Here is an 18,209-nt window from a genome sequence, read left to right on the forward strand (position 1 = left end):
GCCGAGCTTGCTCGCGATGGCGGTGGGCCTGCCTGCATCAATGCTGAATGTGCCGCCGCCTTCGCGAGCAAGCCCGCTCCCACAGAGGTTTTTGGTCGTTTATAAGATCAGTGTCCACCGCCGATTCCTGTGGGAGCCGAGCTTGCTCGCGATGGCGGTGGGCCTGCCTGCATCAATGCTGAATGTGCCGCCGCCTTCGCGAGCAAGCCCCCTCCCACATTGGAACTTCGTATGTCTCAGGGTTTGTGGGGCTGTACCAGCCCTGCAGCCAACACCAACTCTTCCAACGCCAACAAATCCGGCACTTTCGCCACATGCTCACCCACTTGCACCGCCGCCTGTTCCAACCCGCACAGCGGCACGTCGACGTAGCTCAATTGGCTGTCGAGCTTGTAGGAGCGCGGGATGCCCTGCACCAGCAGGGCAATGAAACGCAGCTCCGGCCGTCCGCCCAGGGCGTTGAGCACGACGATGCGCACTCGCTCGCCAATCACGGTCTTCTGGCCGCAGGCCGATTCGAAGCTCAGCAGCGGGATTTGCCGTTCGCGCCAGCTCACCCAACCCAGGAACCACGGCGGGGTATCTATATCGAAGGCGCTGCTCTGGTAGTCGATCAGTTCGGCCACGGCCACGTTGGGCAACACCAGATGCCGGTCGGCCAATGGCAACAACAGGCCGGTGAGCGGGCTGGTGCGCGAGTGAAGATGCAGGTCATGCATGGGTTTTGCTCCAGTACGCGATGCTGTCGAGCAATACCGATTCCTGGTATGGCTTGCCCAGGTAGTCGTTGACGCCGATGGCCATGGCGCGGTCGCGGTGTTTCTGGCCGGTGCGGGAGGTGATCATGATGATCGGCAGGTGCGCCAGGCGCGGGTCGTTGCGCACTTGGGTGGCCACTTCGAAGCCGTCCATGCGCGGCATCTCGATGTCCAGCAGCATCAGGTCCGGGGCGTGCTCGGCCAGCAGCGCCATGGCATCCACGCCGTCCTTGGCGGTGAGGACGTGCATGCCATGGCGTTCCAGCAAGCGGCTGGTGACCTTGCGCACGGTCACTGAGTCGTCCACCACCAGCACCAGCAACGGCCGTTGCGGTTCGCCCTCGCCTTCGGCCGGCACCTGGCGGCGCGGGACCTGGTGGGGCAAGGCGCGGATCGGCGCCAGCAGGTCGAGAATCAACACCACCCGGCCGTCCCCCAGGATCGTCGCCCCGGACAGGCCCTGTACCGCCGAGAACTGCGGGCCGAGGCTCTTGACCACGATCTCCCGGGTCCCGGCGGTAGCGTCCACCTGCACGGCGACATGCCGCTCGTTGCACTGCACCAGCAGCACCGGCAAGGGCTGGCTCTGGCCCAGCAGTTTCGGCCGGGTGCCGGTTTTCAATAGCTCACCGAGGTAGCACAACTCGTAACGCTGCCCGGCGTAGGTGTAGGTCGGCGGATCGAGCTGGTAATAGCCCTCCAGCTCGGCGGGCAACACCCGGACAATGCTCTCGATGGTGTTCAGCGGGATCGCGTACTGGTCTTCGTGACAGTGCACCATCAACGCCCGGTTCACCGCCACCGTAAACGGCAGGCGAATGCGGAAATGCACGCCCTGCCCCGGCGTGGAATCGATGATCATGCTGCCGCCCAATTGCCGCACTTCTTCGTGGACCACGTCCATGCCGACGCCGCGCCCGGAGATCTGGGTGATTTTCTCGGCAGTGGAAAACCCTGGTTGCAAGATGAACTGCAGCACATCGCGGTCGCTGATGTCGCTGTCCGGCGTCAGCAAGCCACGCTTGATCGCCTTGCTGCGCACGGCCTCCAGCGGCACGCCGGCGCCGTCGTCGCGGATGTCGAATATGATGTCGCCGCCTTCCCGGGACAGGTCGAGGCTGATACGTCCTCGTGCCGGCTTGCCGGCGGCAATGCGCACATCGGCCGCCTCCAGACCGTGGTCGACGGCGTTGCGCAGCATGTGTTCCAGGGGCGCAGCCATGCGTTCCAGCACGTTACGGTCCATCTCGCCGTCGGCATTGCCGACCACGAATTCCACGTCCTTGCCCAGCTCCTGCGCCACTTGCCGGACGATGCGCTTGAGCCGTGGCAGCATGCGCTCGAACGGCACCATGCGCGTACGCATCAGGCCTTCCTGGAGCTCGGTGTTGACACGCCCCTGCTGTTGCAGCAGGACCTCGGCATCGTGATTGCTGCGATCAAGGGTTTCCTTGAGCTCGAGCAAGTCCGAGGCAGACTCGAACAGTGCCCGGGACAACTGCTGCAACTGGGAATGGCGGTCCATCTCCAGTGGATCGAACTCTTCATAGCCCAAGCGCTCGGCCTCGACCTGCTGGCGGCTGAGAATCCGCCCCTGGGTTTCGGTATCCAGGCGCCGCAACTGATCGCGCATGCGCTCGATGGTGGTTTCCATTTCGCCCAGGGCCACGCGCGCGTCGTTGACCTGTTGTTCGATACGCCCACGGAAGATCGACGTTTCACCCGCCAGGTTCACCAGGTCGTCGAGCAGTTCGGCGGAGACCTTGACCATGTCCGCGCCGTCGCCCGCTGCGCTGGGGTCCGGTCTTGCAGGCGCCGCGGGCGGGCTGACGATGGGCGTGGGCGCTGGTTCCGGCGCCGAGACAGCCTGCGGCGCGGCATGCGCCTGGGGATGATTCACCGCCTGGATCTGCGCGATCAGCCGGTCCGCCAGCGGGCACGGGTGGCCGGCGCGCACCGCATCGAGCATCTGCGCCAGACGGTCATGGCTGCTTTGCAACAAGGTGAACAGCGCCGGGGTCGGCTGGAGCAGGCCAGCCGACAGACCTTCGTAGAGGTTTTCCAGCTCGTGGGCCAGGTCGCCGATGGGCACGATTTCCACCATGCGCGCACCGCCCTTGAGGGTGTGCAAGTCCCGCAGCAAGGTTTCCACGGCTTGTCGATTCGACGGTTCTTCCTGCCAGCGCAGCAGCGCCGCGCCCGAGCTGTCGAGGATATCGAAGCCTTCCTCAAGGAAGATTTCCAGCAACTCGGGATCATGGCCGGCACCGTCGGCCTGAGCCGCTGCGCTCGTCTCAATGGCGTTCGGCTTGTCTTGGCGAAACCGTCGAATGGCGTCGATCAGCGCAACGGGATCGCCCAACGGCTGGCCCTGCTGCAACTGCCCGAGCAACAGGTCGAGGCGTTCGTGACTGCTGGCGAGCAGTTGCGCCAGTTCCTCGCTGTAGCTGTAGCGCCGGTCCACCAGCCCTTCGTAAAGGTTTTCCAACTCCTGGGCCAGGTCGCTCACTGGCCGGATGCCGGCCATTCGCGCACCGCCCTTGAGGGTGTGCAAGTCACGTTGCAGCGAGGACAGCGGCGCGCCGTTATCCGGATCGGCCAGCCAGCGTTGCAAGGCCTGGGCGGCGCTTTCAAGGATGTCCTGGGCCTCTTCGAGGAAAATCGATGCGAGGTCATCGTCCATCGAGGTATCGACGGGTGCGTCACGCTCCATTTCAGCCGTCGCGTGGCCCAGTTCGCGGATGCTCAGGGTGCGGCTACCGTCGCTGCGGATCAAGCCGGTGGCCGACGGGTCGAGGCTCTCCTGGAGCAGGCGGCGCAAGGCATGTACCCGTTCGGGCTGCGCATGCACATGCTGCCCGGCCGCGAGCTCATCGAGCATGTCGATCAGCGCTTCATGGGCGCGTTGGGCCTCCTGGAAAAATTCATCGCTAACCGCCAGGCTGCTTTCTTCTACCGCGCCGTAGAGGTCGAGCAAGGCTTCGCAGAGTTCGTCCACCGGGTCCAAGTCGGCCAGGTGCGCGCCTTCACCGAGGGTGGTCAGCTCATCGAGCAGCGCACTCAGCTCCTGGCCTTCGCCGGGGTGCTGCTGCCAGCGCTGCAAGAGGCTTTCGGCGTCCAGCAGAATGTCCATGCCCTGGGCGAGGAAGTTGTTGATCAGTTGTGGGTCGCGCTTGGTCCGCAGCGCTTTGTCTGGGGCGCTGTCGGCGGCGTGCAGGCGCTCGGCCAGCAAGGCCTGGGCGCGCTGGATCAGATCCTCGGCGCCGGGGATCGCGGCCAGCGGCTCGCTGTGCAACTGGCGCAAGCCACGACGCAGCAGCCCCTCGGCCTCCAGCAGCAATTCAACCTCGTCCAGGTCGAGGGCAATCAGATGCGCCCGGTATTCCCGGGCCAGCTCATCCATCACCCCGGCCAGCTCGGCGATCGGCAGCACGCCGGCCATCGAAGCGCTGCCCTTGAGCGTATGCAAGGCCCGCTGCAATTCATCACTGGCCTGCAAGGGCAGGTGGTCGGCCGACTGATCGAGAAAGCGATTGAGGCTGGCGAGGTGGCCCTGGGCTTCGTTGTCGAAGATCTTCAACAACAGCGGATCGAGGGCGGCCACGTCCTGCTCGTCTTCATCCTCCTCATCGCCGCCCTTGGCCAGGACATGGGCGCGGGCGGCCAAGCGGTCGACGTCGTCGCGCTGGCGCTGGTGATTGGCGGCGAATTCGGCCACCAGGGCCGGCAACAACTGCACCGTGTCGTCGATCAACTGGCGGACCGAGGCCTGCGGCTCGACACTGCGCTCCAGGACCCGGTTGAGCAGGTTTTCCACAGCCCAGGCCAGTTCACCCAGCACCAGCGCCCGGACCATCCGGCCGCTGCCCTTGAGGGTGTGGAAGGCCCGGCGCAGTTCGCTCAGGGCGCCGTGGTCGTCGGGGTGCGCACTCCAGCGCGGCAGGTACTCACGCAGGACATCCAGCACCTCGGCGGCTTCCTCCAGGAAGACCTCGCGCAATTCGTCGTCCACCGGACTTTCACCCAACGGTGGCGGCAACAGGCTGCCCGGTGTGCTCCTGGCCGGCGGATTGACCGCCGAGACCGGGCTGGCCAGCACCTCGGCCAAGGACTGCACCGTCTGCGGGTCATCCAGCTCCTGCAAGTCCTGCATGACCTGGGCTTCGTTGGGGCTCAACACATCGTCGAGCACCGGCACCCGCGCTTCGTCAGGGAAATAACCGAGCGCGGCCAGGCTCCGCTCGACCCCATCGAGCAACGGCTCGCCGGGGGTTTCCGGGTCCTCGCTCAAGCGCTCCAGGTAGTATTCGAGGCCGGTGATCACGTCGGCCAGGTGGTCGAGTTCTTCCCAACCCGGCTGGGCCTGGTCCAGCAACAGGTGGTCGCGGATGAATGCGTTGCAGGCCTCCACGAGGCTGGCGGCACGGCTCAGGGGAATCATCGCCAGCGCGCCGCGTACTTGGGTCAGCAGCGCCGGCAAGGGCTGCAGTTGCTCGCTGTTCCAGTCCGCGTCGATGTAGTCGACGATCATGTCCTTGGCCTGTTGCAGGCAGGTGTGGGCTTCCTTGATGACGATCTGGTGGATCTGGGTCAGGTCGGTGGTAGGCAGGTGGGTGTCTTCGCGGCTCTCGGGCTCGACGGTGCCGACCATGCCGGCCAGGGTCGCCTCGACGTAGAGCAAGGCACCGGCGACGTCCATGAGGATCGCGTCATCCGGCTCGCGCTGGCCTTGGGCGAGGCTCAAGACCACCGCCAATTGATCGATGATGACCTTGCGCGGCTGGCCGAAACCCAGCACCGCCAGGGTGTCGGCGATCTGCCGCAGCGGCGCCAACAGGCTGTCCAGCTCCGAGGCGTGCTGGCGATCGCTGCGCACGAACAGGTCCAGGCGCTCCTTGACCCGTACCAATTCCTCGCACAGCGCGGCAAGCACCGAGCGCATGGCATCGCGGTCGGGCCCGGCCAGGCGCGCGCGTTCTTCGTCGACCATGGCGCTGTCGGGCAGCGCGTCGTCCAGTGAGTAGCGTTCTTTCATGATCTGCATCTGCCCGCTGGGGTGTTCGGCCTTGGCAATATAGAACAACAAACTCTTGAGCAGGTGGGGCGGTGCCGGCTGATTGATGCCAGGCATGCCTTGGTCCAGCAGGCGCTTGAGTTCCTTGTCGGCTTCCTTGAACAGGCTGCGCAGCGCCGGGCTGTTGGCGATACGTGCGTCACGCATGCCTTCGACCAGCGCCGAGGCTATCTGCCATAACGCATTGAGCGGTGCCCCGGTACACAAGGTTTCCAGGCGATGGAAGACCTTGGCCAGGTAACCGAGGTGGGTCGCGTCATCCTGTTCGCGCAGCAGGCCCACCAGGGCCATTTGCAGGGTCTGGCGCAATTTGCGCAAGGTATTTGGCAGGTCAGCGGGTTCGAGGCGCTGCAAGGCCTCATCGCTGAGCGGCGCAATATCGGGCAACTCGGGGCTGAACAGGCTGGTTTCCGACAACAGGCTCTCGCCCCTGGCACTGCGCAGGTCGTTGATCAAGGGCAGTACCACCAGCGGCAGGTCGCGACGGGCACCTTGGACGCGGTCCAGGTAGATCGGCAACTGCCCCAGGGCCTGGCTCAACAGGCTGATGGCTTCGTCGCGATGGGCGACGCGGTTGTCCTGCAGGGCGGCGCACAGCTGCTCCATCTCCTCGGCCAACAGCGCCGCGCCGTAGAATTCGACCATCTGCAGGCCGCCGTGGACCTGGTGAATACAGGCCAGGCATTGCCCGAGGGCATCTGACGCCTGCGGATCGTCCACCAGGCGGTTGAGGGCCAGATGAGCCTGCTTCAGCGTTTCGGCAATCTCGCCCTTGACCCATTCCAGGGCCACGTAGTCGTGCCGATCACCCATAACCACTCCAATCAGGAGAACACACCACGCCTGCGGGGAAGGGATTTACCTGTGGGAGCAAAGCTTGCTCGCGATGCAAACACCTCGGTGCCCGAAGTACCGCGTTATCTTCATCGCGGGCAAGCCTTGCTCCCACAGAAACATCCTCGCCCCAAAAAGCCTTTTCCAACAGATGGATCCGGTTGGTCACCCTTTTTCCTCATCGCCAGCCGCTGCCGCCGCCGGCAACGTGAACCCCGACACCGAACGACGCAGCTGGCTGGCCATTTTCGCCAGGTTGCCGATGCTTTCGGCGGTGGCGGTGGAACCGGATGAGGTCTGCGAAGTGATCTGTTGGATCACGTTCATGGTCAAGGAAATCTGCCCCGCCGAGGTGGTCTGTTGCTGCGCCGCGTTGGAAATGCTCTGGATCAGCGCCGCCAGGGTCTTGGACACGCCTTCGATTTCCTCCAGGGCAACGCCGGCGTCCTGAGCCAATCGCGCGCCGCGCACCACCTCGGTGGTGGTCTGCTCCATGGAAATCACCGCCTCGTTGGTATCGGCCTGGATCGCCCGCACCAGGGTCTCGATTTGCCGGGTGGCCGCCGAAGAGCGCTCGGCCAGGCGCTGCACTTCATCGGCCACCACCGCGAACCCGCGTCCGGCATCACCGGCCATGGACGCCTGGATGGCGGCATTGAGAGCCAGGATGTTGGTCTGATCGGCAATGTCGTCGATCAGGCTGACAATGTCGCCGATTTCCTGGGATGACTCACCCAGGCGCTTGATGCGCTTGGCGGTGTCCTGGATCTGCTCGCGAATGTTGTCCATGCCATGAATGGTGTTGTGCACCACCTCGTTGCCCTTGTTGGCGATCTCCACCGAACGCTCGGCCACCGCCGACGACTCGGCGGCATTGGCCGATACCTGGTCGATGGACTGGGCCATTTCATTAATTGAAGTCGAAGCTTCGGAAATTTGCTGGGCCTGGTGCTCGGAAGCCTGGGCCAGGTGCATCGCCGTGGCCTGGGTTTCCTGCACGGCGGCGGCGACCTGTCCGGCGGTGAGGTTGATGGTCGCCACCAGATCGCGCAGTTGGTCCACCGAGTAGTTGATGGAGTCGGCGATGGTGCCGGTGAAGTCCTCGGTGACCGAAGCAGTGACGGTCAGGTCGCCATCGGCCAAGTCTTCGATTTCATCCAGCAACCGCATGATCGCGTTCTGGTTGCGTTCGTTCTTTTGTGCGGTTTCGTGCAACTGGCGATTGGTTTCACGGACCATCACCAACCCGATCAGGATGATCGACATCAGCGCCAGCAGGCCCAGCACATAGCCGCCAATGGTGTTGATGGAACGCCCGCCGGCGAGGTTTTCGAAGGCCGTGGCCAGGTGCGAAGCCTCGTCGAGCAGGGTTTGCGAGAGGTTGAAGATGTTGCCGGCCGACTCGCGGACCTTGAACAGCTCCGGGGAGGTCTCAAGGATTTCATCCACCGAGCCGGAGACGAACTCGAAGAGTTCGCTGATTTCGCTCAGGCGTGCCCGGGCATCGCGGTCCTGGACTTGGGAAATCTTCAGGGCCGCGTCACCTTGCAACATGCCATTGAGCACCTGGCCAAAACGCGCGGCGTCACGACCGAAGGTGTCCGCGGCCTGGCTGGCGTTTTCGTCCCCCGCCAGCACGGTATTCACCGCGCCGAGGATCCGCTCGGCCAACAGCGACTGGCGCTGGGCCATGGCCACCTGGGTGGCCGGCGCGCCGCGTTGCAGCAGGATCTCGACGACTTTTTCGTACTCGACCTGCAACTGCGGCACGGTTTCGGCCAGGGTCGCCGCCACCTGGTGCAGCGACAGCACGGTCTGTTCGCTGGAGAGGATGGCATCGGTGTTCTTGAGCAGGCGTTCCCAATCCAGCTGCACGGCACGCATCTGCGGACGCAGGGTGGCCGGCGCGGGGGGCAGGCCGGTCACCGGGTCGCCCTGTTTCAGGGAGCCCCAGTGCTGGGCGAAGTCATTGCGCGCATCGCTCAGCAGCTTGAACGCCGCGGGCTTGCCGGCGGCGGCCTCGGTGGCGTTCTTGGCGATGCGCTGGGACAGCACACGCAGCTCACCGGCATGGCCGATGTACTGTTTGTCATAGGTGGATTGGGTGTTGAGGTAGGCGAAGTTGGCGAACAGCAGCATGATGAAGACGATCAGCGCGACGAACAGCACGATGATCTGCGAACGACTGCGCGACGCTTCCAGTGGCTTGCCTGCTTTTGCTTTGATCATCGGTTCTCGCCTGTACTGCCCAATCCAACTTACAGCTATTAACTGTAAGCAAACCTCTGTCGTGCAGCCTGCTCAACCCGTGCGGCTCTGTGGGAGCAAGGCTTGCCCGCGATGAGAACGACACAGTTCTCTCGCCAACCGAGGCACCGCCATCGCGAGCAAGCTTTGCTCCCACCGGCTCCCTCCCAAAAGGGGCCTGCGCTGCATCTCGTTAAATTGCCACATCCATGAACCCCGGCGACCGCGTCAATGCAAACGGGCTGAACACATGCCACTCGCGCTCGCCGCCAAACCGACCCTTGACGAAAGCCGCCTCCGGGCCGTCGAGGTCATCCACCAGCGTCGGTTCCAGGCTGTCCTGGGCAAAATGCTGCAGCCCAAGGACCTCGTCCACCAACAACCCGGCGAACACCTCGTCGTGATCCACCACCAACACGCGCCGCTGCTTGCGCACGGTCGACAGCTCGTGGCCAAAGAACCCGCACAAGTCCATCAACGGCAACAAGCGCCCGCGCAGGTTAGCCACGCCACACACCCACGGCTTGACCCCGGGCAAATGCGTGTGACGTGGTTCGTGCAGCACTTCGCTGACTTCGCCCATCGGCGCCACGTACCAGTGCTCGCCCAAACGAAAGCCGATGCCGCTCCAACCGGCGCGATGGGTCGGTTGGGAGGGCAGGCCCGCCCCCAGCAACCGGCAGCGCCGGTCGATTTGCAGCAGCAGTTCGAATGCGGTCAGGGATTGGCTCATGGCCGTGCCGTCAACCCGCCAGTACTTTGTTCAGGGTCGCGATCAGGGTTTCTTCGTCCACCGGTTTGGTCAGGTAGTCCTTCGCCCCTTGGCGCGTGCCCCAGACCTTGTCGGTGTCCTGATCCTTGGTGGTGATGATGATCACGGGGATGTGGCCGGTGTCCGGGTCCTTGGTCAGCTGGCGCGTGGCCTGGAAACCGTTGAGGCCGGGCATGACGATGTCCATCAGCACCGCATCGGGTTTTTCCTGGCGGGCCAGGGCCACGCCATCGGCGCCATTCTCGGCCTTCAGGACCTGATGGCCGTGCTTTTCCAGCATGCCGGTCAGTTTGTACATTTCAGTCGGCGAATCATCGACGATCAGAACTCGTGCCATGGTGTTCCCCATTCTTTTTGTTGACTCCAGGCCCGGTGGCCGAGTGTCATTAATGTGCCTGGTGCGGCTGGACAGCGGCAAAGCCCGGAACATGGGCCTGTATCGCGCCCAGCAGTTCTTCCTTGCTGAACGGCTTGGTCAAAAACTGATCGGAACCGACGATGCGTCCCTTGGCCTTGTCGAACAACCCGTCGCGCGACGACAACATGATCACTGGCGTGGCCTTGAACGCGCTGTTGTTCTTGATCAGGGCACAGGTCTGGTAGCCATCCAGGCGCGGCATCATGATGTCGACAAAAATGATGCCCGGATGATGGTCGGCGATCTTGGCCAGGGCATCGAAACCATCGACGGCCGTGATCACCTCGCAGCCCACGTTGCGCAGCAAGGTTTCGGCGGTGCGGCGGATGGTCTTCGAGTCGTCGATGACCATGACCTTCAAGGCGCTGGGTTGCTGCTGCGTGAGATGCTCTGCCATTGCCACTGCGAACCGGTTTTTAACGCGTAAGTGTGATCGACAGCGCAAACCCTTGATGTTCAAGGCCCGCACGTCACATGGCAGCCTTTTTAGCACAGTCTCCATCGCCGATCTATCGGCCGCTCGGCGCGGTGGTTTTTCCTTGACCGCCAATCTTCCGGGCGCCACTCTGACGCCACTTTTTCGCACCAATATGTGCCCATCACATTTCGAGGAACCAAGCCATGAGCGTACGCGTCGGCATTGTCATGGACCCTATCGCCAGCATTTCCTACAAAAAGGATAGCTCGCTGGCCATGTTGCTGGCCGCTCAGAAGCGCGGCTGGGAGCTGTTCTACATGGAACAGCGCGACCTCTACCAGGCCGAAGGCCAGGCTCGAGCGCGGATGAAGCCGCTGAAAGTCTTCGCCAATCCCGAGAAGTGGTTTGAGCTGGGCACCGAAAGCGATGCACTGCTCAGCGACCTTGACGTGATCCTGATGCGCAAGGATCCGCCGTTCGACATGGAGTTCGTGTACTCCACCTACCTGCTGGAACAGGCTGAAAACGCCGGCGTGCTGGTGGTCAACAAGCCCCAGAGCCTGCGCGACTGCAACGAAAAGCTGTTCGCCACGCTGTTCCCGCAGTGCACGCCGCCGACCATCGTCAGCCGTCGCCCCGACGTGTTGCGCGAATTTGCCGACCATCACGGCGACGTGATCCTCAAGCCCCTGGACGGCATGGGCGGCTCCTCGATCTTCCGGCACACCGCCGGCCACCCGAACCTCTCGGTGATCCTGGAAACCCTGACGTTGCATGGCAAGCAGCAGATCATGATCCAAGGCTACCTGCCGGCCATCGTCGATGGCGACAAGCGCATCCTGATGATCGACGGCGAACCGGTGGACTATTGCCTGGCACGCATCCCGGCAGCCGGCGAAACCCGCGGCAACCTGGCCGCTGGCGGGCGTGGCGAGGCGCGTCCGTTGACCGACAAGGATCGCTGGATCGCCGCCCAGGTCGGCCCGACCCTGCGCGAAAAGGGCCTGCTGTTCGTCGGCCTGGACGTAATCGGCGAGCACCTGACGGAAATCAACGTCACCAGCCCGACCTGCATCCGCGAGATCGACAATGCCTTTGGCACCGACATCGGTGGCATGCTGATGGATGCCATCGATCAGAAGCTCAAGGCTCGTTGATCCAGATCTGCTGAAGGAAACCCACATTGCGTTATCATGCCCGGCCTGAAAAAAACGCGATGTTGGTTTCCTTGTCATGACACTCCCGTCCGATCTGCCCCAAGAGCTCGCCCATCGTGGCGTGCGCCCGGCTGATCGCCTCGGTTTTACCCTGTTCCTGGCGGCGTTGATCCACCTGGCCCTGCTGCTGGGCGTCGGTTTTGCCACGGTCGAGCCCAAGCAGATCAGCCAGACCCTGGAAATCACCCTGGCCACCTTCAAGAGCGAGACCAAGCCCAAGAAGGCCGACTTCCTCGCCCAGGAAAACCAGCAAGGCAGCGGCACCCTGGAAAAAAAGGCGATCCCCAAGACCACCGAGATCGCGCCGTTCCAGGACACCCAGGTGCAGAAAGTCACCCCGCCGCCAGCCGCCAAGCCCGAGGTGCAGGAAACGGCGCCAAAGGCAGCCGTGACCACCGTGGCGCCGAAGCCGAAGAAGGCCCCGGTCAAGGAAGAGGTCAAGCCTGATCCCAAGCCCAAGGCCCCCGAACCCACCTTCGACAGCTCACAGTTGTCCAGCGACATCGCCAGCCTGGAAGCCGAACTGGCCCAGGAGCAACAGCTCTATGCCAAGCGCCCGCGTATCCACCGCCTGAGCGCCGCCTCGACCATGCGCGACAAGGGTGCCTGGTACAAGGACGAATGGCGCAAGAAGGTCGAGCGCATCGGCAACCTCAACTATCCCGACGAAGCGCGGCGCAAACAGATCTACGGCAACCTGCGGCTAATGGTCTCGATCAACCGTGACGGCTCGCTGTATGAAGTGCTGGTGCTTGAGTCTTCCGGCCAGCCGCTGCTGGACCAGGCCGCCCAACGAATCGTGCGCCTGGCCGCACCTTTCGCGCCGTTTACCGGGGATTTGTCGGACATCGACCGACTGGAGATCATCCGCACCTGGAAATTCGCCCGGGGCGATCGCCTCTCCAGCAACTGATTAACCACCCCATCCCCTGTGGGAGCGAGCTTGCTCGCGATAGCGGTTGATCATTCAACATAGGCGTCGACGGTCAGTCCACCATCGCGAGCAAGCTCGCTCCCACAAGGGATCGGGGTCAATTTCAGGTACTTCCTGCACATCCCCAGCTTGTCAGTTCGCCCCTGCCCCGCCACACTAGCGTCTATGAAAAACGTCAGCCCCACCTACCTCAAGCATCACTTCCTGATTGCCATGCCGCACATGGCCGATCCGAATTTTGCCCACACCTTGACCTACATCGTCGAGCACACGGCCAATGGGGCCATGGGGCTGGTAATCAATCGCCCGCAGGAACTGAACCTGGCGGACATCCTGGAGCAGTTGCGCCCCGACGTGGAACCGCCACTCCTGTGCCAGCACGTGCCGATTTTCATCGGCGGCCCGGTGCAGACCGACCGCGGTTTCGTGCTCCATCCGTCGGGCCCCAAATACCAGGCCACCGTGGATCTGGACGGGGTGTCACTGTCCACCTCCCAAGACGTGCTGTTCGCCATCGCCGACGGCGTCGGCCCGCAAAAGAGCCTGATCGCCCTCGGCTATGCCGGTTGGGAACCCGGGCAACTGGAAGCCGAACTGGCCGATAACGCCTGGCTGACCTGCCCGTTCGACGCCGACATCCTGTTCAACACCAGCAGCGAACTGCGCCTGGAAGCGGCGGCCAGCCGGTTGGGGGTCAACCTCAGCCTGCTCACCAGCCAGGCAGGACACGCCTGATGGCCCTGCGCTTGCTGCTGGGCTTCGATTACGGCACCAAACAGATCGGCGTGGCGGTCGGCCAGGTCATTACCGGCCAGGCCCGCGAGTTATGCACGCTGAAAGCCCAGAATGGCGTGCCGGACTGGAACCAGGTCGAAGCGTTGATCAAGGAGTGGAAACCCGATGCCGTGGTGGTCGGCCTGCCGCTGAACATGGACGGCACACCCAGTGACATGTGCCTGCGCGCCGAAAAGTTCGCCCGCCGGCTCAATGGCCGCTACAACCTGCCCTTCTATACCCATGACGAGCGCCTGACCACTTTCGAGGCCAAGGGCGAGCGCCTGGTGCGCGGCGGGCAGAAAGGCAGTTACCGCGACAACCCGGTGGACGCCATCGCCGCGGCCCTGCTACTGCAAGGCTGGCTCGACGCCAACGCCGCCCTGTTCGAAACCTGATTTTTTGAAAGCGCCGCCAAGGCGCTTTCTCTTAGCGATAGACCGCGCCACTCACCACCGGCCCGGGAACCTGAAGGAGCCAGCATGAGCCTGCCCAATCCTGCCGAACTGATCAGCCAGATGGCGATCCGTCTCACGGCACACCTGGAACAACGCGGCATCAGCGAACCGCGCTACATCGGTATTCGCACCGGTGGCGTCTGGGTCGCCCAGGCCTTGCTTGAAGCACTGGGCAGCCAATCGCCGCTGGGCACCCTGGACGTGTCCTTCTACCGCGACGACTTCAGCCAGAACGGCCTGCACCCGCAGGTGCGCCCCTCGGCGCTGCCGTTCGAGATCGAAGGCCAGCACCTGGTGCTGATCGACGACGTGCTGATGAGTGGCCGGACCATCCGCGCCGCCATGAACGAACTGTTCGACTACGGCCGCCCGGCCAGCGTGACGCTGGTGTGCCTGCTGGACCTGGACGCCGCGGAACTGCCGATCCGGCCGAACGTGGTCGGTGCGACGCTGACGCTGGCCGCCCACGAGCGGGTCAAGCTATCCGGGCCGTCGCCGCTGCAACTCGAACTGCAAGACCTTGCCCTTTAACTGCCCTTGTAAGAGTCCATCGCGATGACGCCTCTCGAAACCAAGCGCCCGCTGCAGCTCAACGATCAGGGCCAGCTGCGGCACTTCCTGTCCCTCGACGGCCTGCGCCGCGAGCTGCTGACGGAAATCCTCGACACAGCCGACTCGTTCCTCGAAGTCGGTGCCCGGGCGGTGAAGAAAGTCCCGTTGCTGCGCGGCAAGACCGTGTGCAACGTGTTCTTCGAAAACTCCACCCGCACCCGCACCACCTTCGAGCTGGCGGCCCAGCGGCTGTCGGCAGACGTGATCACCCTCAACGTGTCCACGTCCTCGGCGAGCAAGGGTGAAACCCTGCTCGACACCCTGCGCAACCTCGAAGCCATGGCCGCCGACATGTTCGTCGTGCGCCACGGCGACTCCGGCGCGGCGCACTTCATTGCCGAACACGTCTGCCCGCAAGTGGCGATCATCAACGGCGGCGATGGCCGTCATGCCCACCCGACCCAAGGCATGCTGGACATGCTGACCATCCGTCGGCACAAGGGCAGCTTCGAGAACCTGTCGGTGGCCATCGTCGGCGACATCCTGCACTCGCGGGTGGCCCGTTCGAACATGCTGGCCCTCAAGACCCTCGGCTGCCCGGACATCCGCGTGATCGCGCCGAAGACCTTGCTGCCCATCGGCGTCGAACAATACGGCGTGAAGGTCTACACCGACATGACCGAGGGCCTCAAGGATGTGGACGTGGTGATCATGTTGCGCCTGCAGCGTGAACGCATGACCGGCGGCCTGCTGCCCAGCGAAGGCGAGTTCTACCGGCTGTTCGGCCTGACCACCGCCCGCCTGGCCGGGGCCAAGCCGGACGCTATCGTCATGCACCCGGGGCCAATCAACCGCGGCGTGGAAATCGAGTCGGCGGTGGCCGACGGGCCGCACTCGGTGATCCTCAACCAGGTGACCTACGGCATCGCCATCCGCATGGCCGTGCTGTCCATGGCCATGAGCGGGCAAACGGCCCAGCGCCAATTCGACCAGGAGAACGCCCAGTGAAGCTCAGCATTCTCGGCGCACGCGTGATCGATCCAGCCAGCGGCCTGGATCAAGTGACTGATATCCATATCGATGCCTGCAAGATCGTCGCCCTGGGCGTCGCGCCCGCCGATTTCATCGCCGTCGAGACCCTCGACGCCCAAGGCCTGGTGGCCGCTCCCGGCCTGGTGGACCTGAACGTCGCCCTACGTGAACCGGGCTACAGCCGCAAAGGCAGCATCGTCAGCGAAACCCGCGCCGCCGCTGCCGGGGGCGTGACCAGCCTGTGCTGCCCGCCGCAGACCAAACCCGTGCTGGACACCTCGGCCGTGGCCGAACTGATCCTCGACCGGGCCCGCGAGGCCGGCAATACCAAGGTCTTCCCAATTGGCGCACTGAGCAAGGGCCTGGACGGCGAGCAACTGGCCGAGCTCATCGCCCTGCGTGACGCTGGTTGCGTGGCGTTCGGCAACGGCCTGAACAGTTTCCGCAACACCCGTACCCTGTGCCGCGCCCTGGAATACGCGGCAACCTTCGACCTGACGGTGATCTTCAACTCCCAGGATCACGATCTGGCCGAAGGTGGCTTGGCCCATGAGGGCCCGACCGCCAGTTTCCTCGGCCTGCCGGGCATCCCGGAAACCGCCGAGACCGTGGCCCTGGCCCGGGACCTGCTGTTGGTCGAGCAAAGCGGCGTGCGCGCGCACTTCAGCCAGTTGACCAGTGCCCGCGGTGCGGCACTGATCGCCCAGGCCCAGGCCCGCGGCTTGCCGGTGACCGCCGATGTGGCGCTGTACCAGTTGATCCTGACCGACGAAGCGCTGATCGATTTCAACAGTGTCTATCACGTCCAGCCGCCACTGCGCACCCGCGCCGACCGCGAGGGCTTGCGCGAGGCGGTGAGGTCCGGGGTGATCTCGGCCATCTCCAGCCATCACCAACCTCACGAGCGCGACGCCAAGCTGGCACCGTTCGGTGCCACCGAGCCGGGCATCAGCAGCGTCGAACTGCTGCTGCCCCTGGCCCTGACCCTGGTGGAAGACGGCTTGCTCGACCTGCCGACCTTGCTGGCACGCCTGAGCGCCGGCCCGGCCCAGGCACTGCAATTGCCGGCAGGTAAACTGGCGGTTGGCGCGGCGGCGGACCTGGTGCTGTTCGACCCTGCGGCGTCCACCGTGGCCGGTGAAGCCTGGCGTTCCAAGGGTGACAACTGCCCGTTCCTGGGCCATAGCTTGCCAGGGGTCGTGCGCTACACCCTGATGGATGGGCGGATCACTCACCAGGCCTGATACCGCGCCGTTCCTATCGCGAGCAAGCTCGCTCCCACAGGGGATTTTCGGTGAACACATGATGCGTGAACACCTCGATCCAATGTGGGAGCGAGCTTGCTCGCGATGCAGCCGACTCGGTCTTACTGGAAAGCCCCTCGCTTCTGCGCATTACGAATCGAAACCTGATCGTTCAACGTCCAGAAGTCATACAGCACCCCCAGGAAAAACACCCCGCCGGTCAGCAGGTAGAGAATCCCGCTGAGCCATTTGCCCTGGTACATGCGGTGTACGCCCAGCACCCCGAGAAACGTCAGCAGAATCCACGCCACACTGTATTCGATAGGCCCCGGAGTGAAACGCAGGTCCGCTTCGCGATCCATGGCTGGAATCAGGAACAGGTCGATCAGCCAGCCAATGCCCAGCAGCCCGAAGGTGAAGAACCAGATCGTGCCCGTGACCGGCTTGCCGTAATAGAAACGATGGGCCCCGGTGAAACCGAAAATCCACAGCAGATACCCAATGACCTTGCTGTGGGTATCGTGGCTGGCGTCCTGCTGATAGCTGTTCATGAATGGCCTCTTTTGCCTCGATAGATAAATTTTTTCGGACTTTTTGTGACTTTTTCGTGTCTGGCCGACAAGCGGTCCTTGGCGACTCGGACCGGCGAAACCCCCGTGGTATAGGGGTTCTGTCGGACAATCGGGTCAATTTGTCGCATTTTGCCGGGTTTTGCGCTGCGTTTCGAATCGACAAACGGCCTCGGAAACGCGAAAAAAGCTGTTATAAAGTTGCGCGCTAACCTTTAAGAGCCCTGCCTAATGCGTCCATTTTTCAAGACATGGCTAACCATTTGCCTTTTATTGCCGCTGGCCGCCCACGCCACCAATCGTGAGCAACGTCTTCCCAACGTCAACGGCTATACGCCGAAGTCCCACGTTTCTGCTTCCTCGAGCAAGAACACGCCAAGCGTCCAGCGCGTGAGCACAGCCAACAGCAAGCTGGTCCCGCCGATGGCGACCAAAGCGAGCAGTAACGTGTTGAGTCGCGCCGTGAATGTACTCGGCACACCTTATCGTTGGGGCGGCAGTAGCCCAAGTAAAGGTTTCGATTGCAGCGGGCTGGTGAAATACGCCTTCAACGACGCCACCTTCGACCTGCCGCGCACCTCCAACGCCATGGCCGCCGGTCATGGCGATAAAGTCGAGCGCAAGGACCTCAAGCCCGGCGACCTGATCTTCTTCAAGCTCAAGAGCCGCCGGGTCAACCACGTGGCCATCTACCTGGGCAACGACCGCTTCATCCACGCCCCGCGCCGTGGCAAGTCGGTGACCATCGACACCTTGAACAAGCCGTACTGGGACACCCACTACGTGGTTGCCAAGCGCGTGCTGCCGAAAGAGCCTGGAGCAATGCGCGTGGTTCAGCGCTGATTCAAGGTATACATGGCCCCTGTGGCGAGGGAGCTTGCTCCCGCTTGAGTGCGCAGCGCTCACAA

At 63.5% G+C, this 18,209-nt stretch carries 15 protein-coding genes; 8 read left to right on the forward strand and 7 right to left on the reverse strand.

What is annotated here, in order from left to right:
• Positions 1-236: 236 nt before the first annotated feature.
• From KI237_RS28400 to KI237_RS28425, 6 genes are all read right to left on the reverse strand, one after another.
• A complete protein-coding gene (locus KI237_RS28400; RefSeq protein ID WP_212797978.1) occupies positions 237-719 on the reverse strand; it encodes a chemotaxis protein CheW in 483 nt (160 codons plus the stop codon).
• Positions 712-6,645: an Hpt domain-containing protein gene (locus KI237_RS28405; protein ID WP_212797979.1), complete on the reverse strand. Its 5,934-nt coding sequence runs from the start codon at positions 6,643-6,645 to the stop codon at positions 712-714. The genes KI237_RS28400 and KI237_RS28405 overlap by 8 nt, the downstream gene beginning before the upstream one ends.
• Before the next feature lie 186 nt (positions 6,646-6,831).
• Positions 6,832-8,895, reverse strand: a complete 2,064-nt coding sequence (locus KI237_RS28410) for a methyl-accepting chemotaxis protein (RefSeq protein ID WP_212797980.1) — start codon at positions 8,893-8,895, stop codon at positions 6,832-6,834.
• Between the two features lie 211 nt (positions 8,896-9,106).
• Positions 9,107-9,646, reverse strand: a complete 540-nt coding sequence (locus KI237_RS28415) for a chemotaxis protein CheW (RefSeq protein ID WP_212797981.1) — start codon at positions 9,644-9,646, stop codon at positions 9,107-9,109.
• 10 nt (positions 9,647-9,656) lie between these two features.
• On the reverse strand, positions 9,657-10,022 hold the full coding sequence (pilH, locus tag KI237_RS28420; protein ID WP_003206465.1) for a twitching motility response regulator PilH: 366 nt from the start codon (positions 10,020-10,022) through the stop codon (positions 9,657-9,659).
• Between the two features lie 49 nt (positions 10,023-10,071).
• Positions 10,072-10,500 (reverse strand): response regulator, encoded by a 429-nt coding sequence (locus tag KI237_RS28425; protein ID WP_003206467.1) that lies wholly within the window; start codon positions 10,498-10,500, stop codon positions 10,072-10,074.
• 224 nt (positions 10,501-10,724) lie between these two features.
• Between KI237_RS28425 and gshB the strand changes: the two genes are divergently transcribed.
• From gshB to KI237_RS28460, 7 genes are all read left to right on the forward strand, one after another.
• Positions 10,725-11,678, forward strand: coding sequence for a glutathione synthase (gene gshB / locus KI237_RS28430; protein WP_003206468.1), 954 nt, complete (start codon positions 10,725-10,727; stop codon positions 11,676-11,678).
• A 76-nt stretch (positions 11,679-11,754) separates the two neighbouring features.
• Entirely contained in the window at positions 11,755-12,651 is an 897-nt protein-coding gene (locus tag KI237_RS28435) for an energy transducer TonB (protein WP_046063244.1), read from the forward strand.
• A gap of 186 nt (positions 12,652-12,837) precedes the next feature.
• On the forward strand, positions 12,838-13,407 hold the full coding sequence (locus KI237_RS28440; RefSeq protein WP_024618832.1) for a YqgE/AlgH family protein: 570 nt from the start codon (positions 12,838-12,840) through the stop codon (positions 13,405-13,407).
• A complete protein-coding gene (ruvX, locus tag KI237_RS28445; RefSeq protein WP_003177497.1) occupies positions 13,407-13,844 on the forward strand; it encodes a Holliday junction resolvase RuvX in 438 nt (145 codons plus the stop codon). The genes KI237_RS28440 and ruvX overlap by 1 nt, the downstream gene beginning before the upstream one ends.
• A gap of 84 nt (positions 13,845-13,928) precedes the next feature.
• Positions 13,929-14,435, forward strand: coding sequence for a bifunctional pyr operon transcriptional regulator/uracil phosphoribosyltransferase PyrR (gene pyrR / locus KI237_RS28450; RefSeq protein ID WP_053126217.1), 507 nt, complete (start codon positions 13,929-13,931; stop codon positions 14,433-14,435).
• Positions 14,436-14,459: 24 nt separating this feature from the next.
• Positions 14,460-15,464 (forward strand): aspartate carbamoyltransferase catalytic subunit, encoded by a 1,005-nt coding sequence (locus KI237_RS28455; RefSeq protein ID WP_003177495.1) that lies wholly within the window; start codon positions 14,460-14,462, stop codon positions 15,462-15,464.
• Complete coding sequence (locus tag KI237_RS28460; protein ID WP_212797982.1) at positions 15,461-16,732, forward strand: dihydroorotase; 1,272 nt, start codon at positions 15,461-15,463, stop codon at positions 16,730-16,732. Before KI237_RS28455 ends, KI237_RS28460 begins: the two co-directional genes overlap by 4 nt.
• A 122-nt stretch (positions 16,733-16,854) precedes the next feature.
• On the opposite strand, the gene KI237_RS28465 is transcribed toward KI237_RS28460, so the two are convergent.
• Positions 16,855-17,283 carry an NINE protein gene (locus KI237_RS28465; RefSeq protein ID WP_212797983.1) on the reverse strand — a complete coding sequence of 143 codons (429 nt, stop codon included), beginning with the start codon at positions 17,281-17,283 and terminating at the stop codon, positions 16,855-16,857.
• 249 nt (positions 17,284-17,532) lie between these two features.
• Between KI237_RS28465 and KI237_RS28470 the strand changes: the two genes are divergently transcribed.
• A complete protein-coding gene (locus tag KI237_RS28470; RefSeq protein ID WP_212797984.1) occupies positions 17,533-18,144 on the forward strand; it encodes a C40 family peptidase in 612 nt (203 codons plus the stop codon).
• The last annotated feature ends 65 nt before the right edge of the window (positions 18,145-18,209 follow it).

It is taken from the genome of Pseudomonas sp. St316, from assembly GCF_018325905.1.
In the GTDB taxonomy this organism is placed as follows: Bacteria; Pseudomonadota; Gammaproteobacteria; order Pseudomonadales; family Pseudomonadaceae; genus Aquipseudomonas.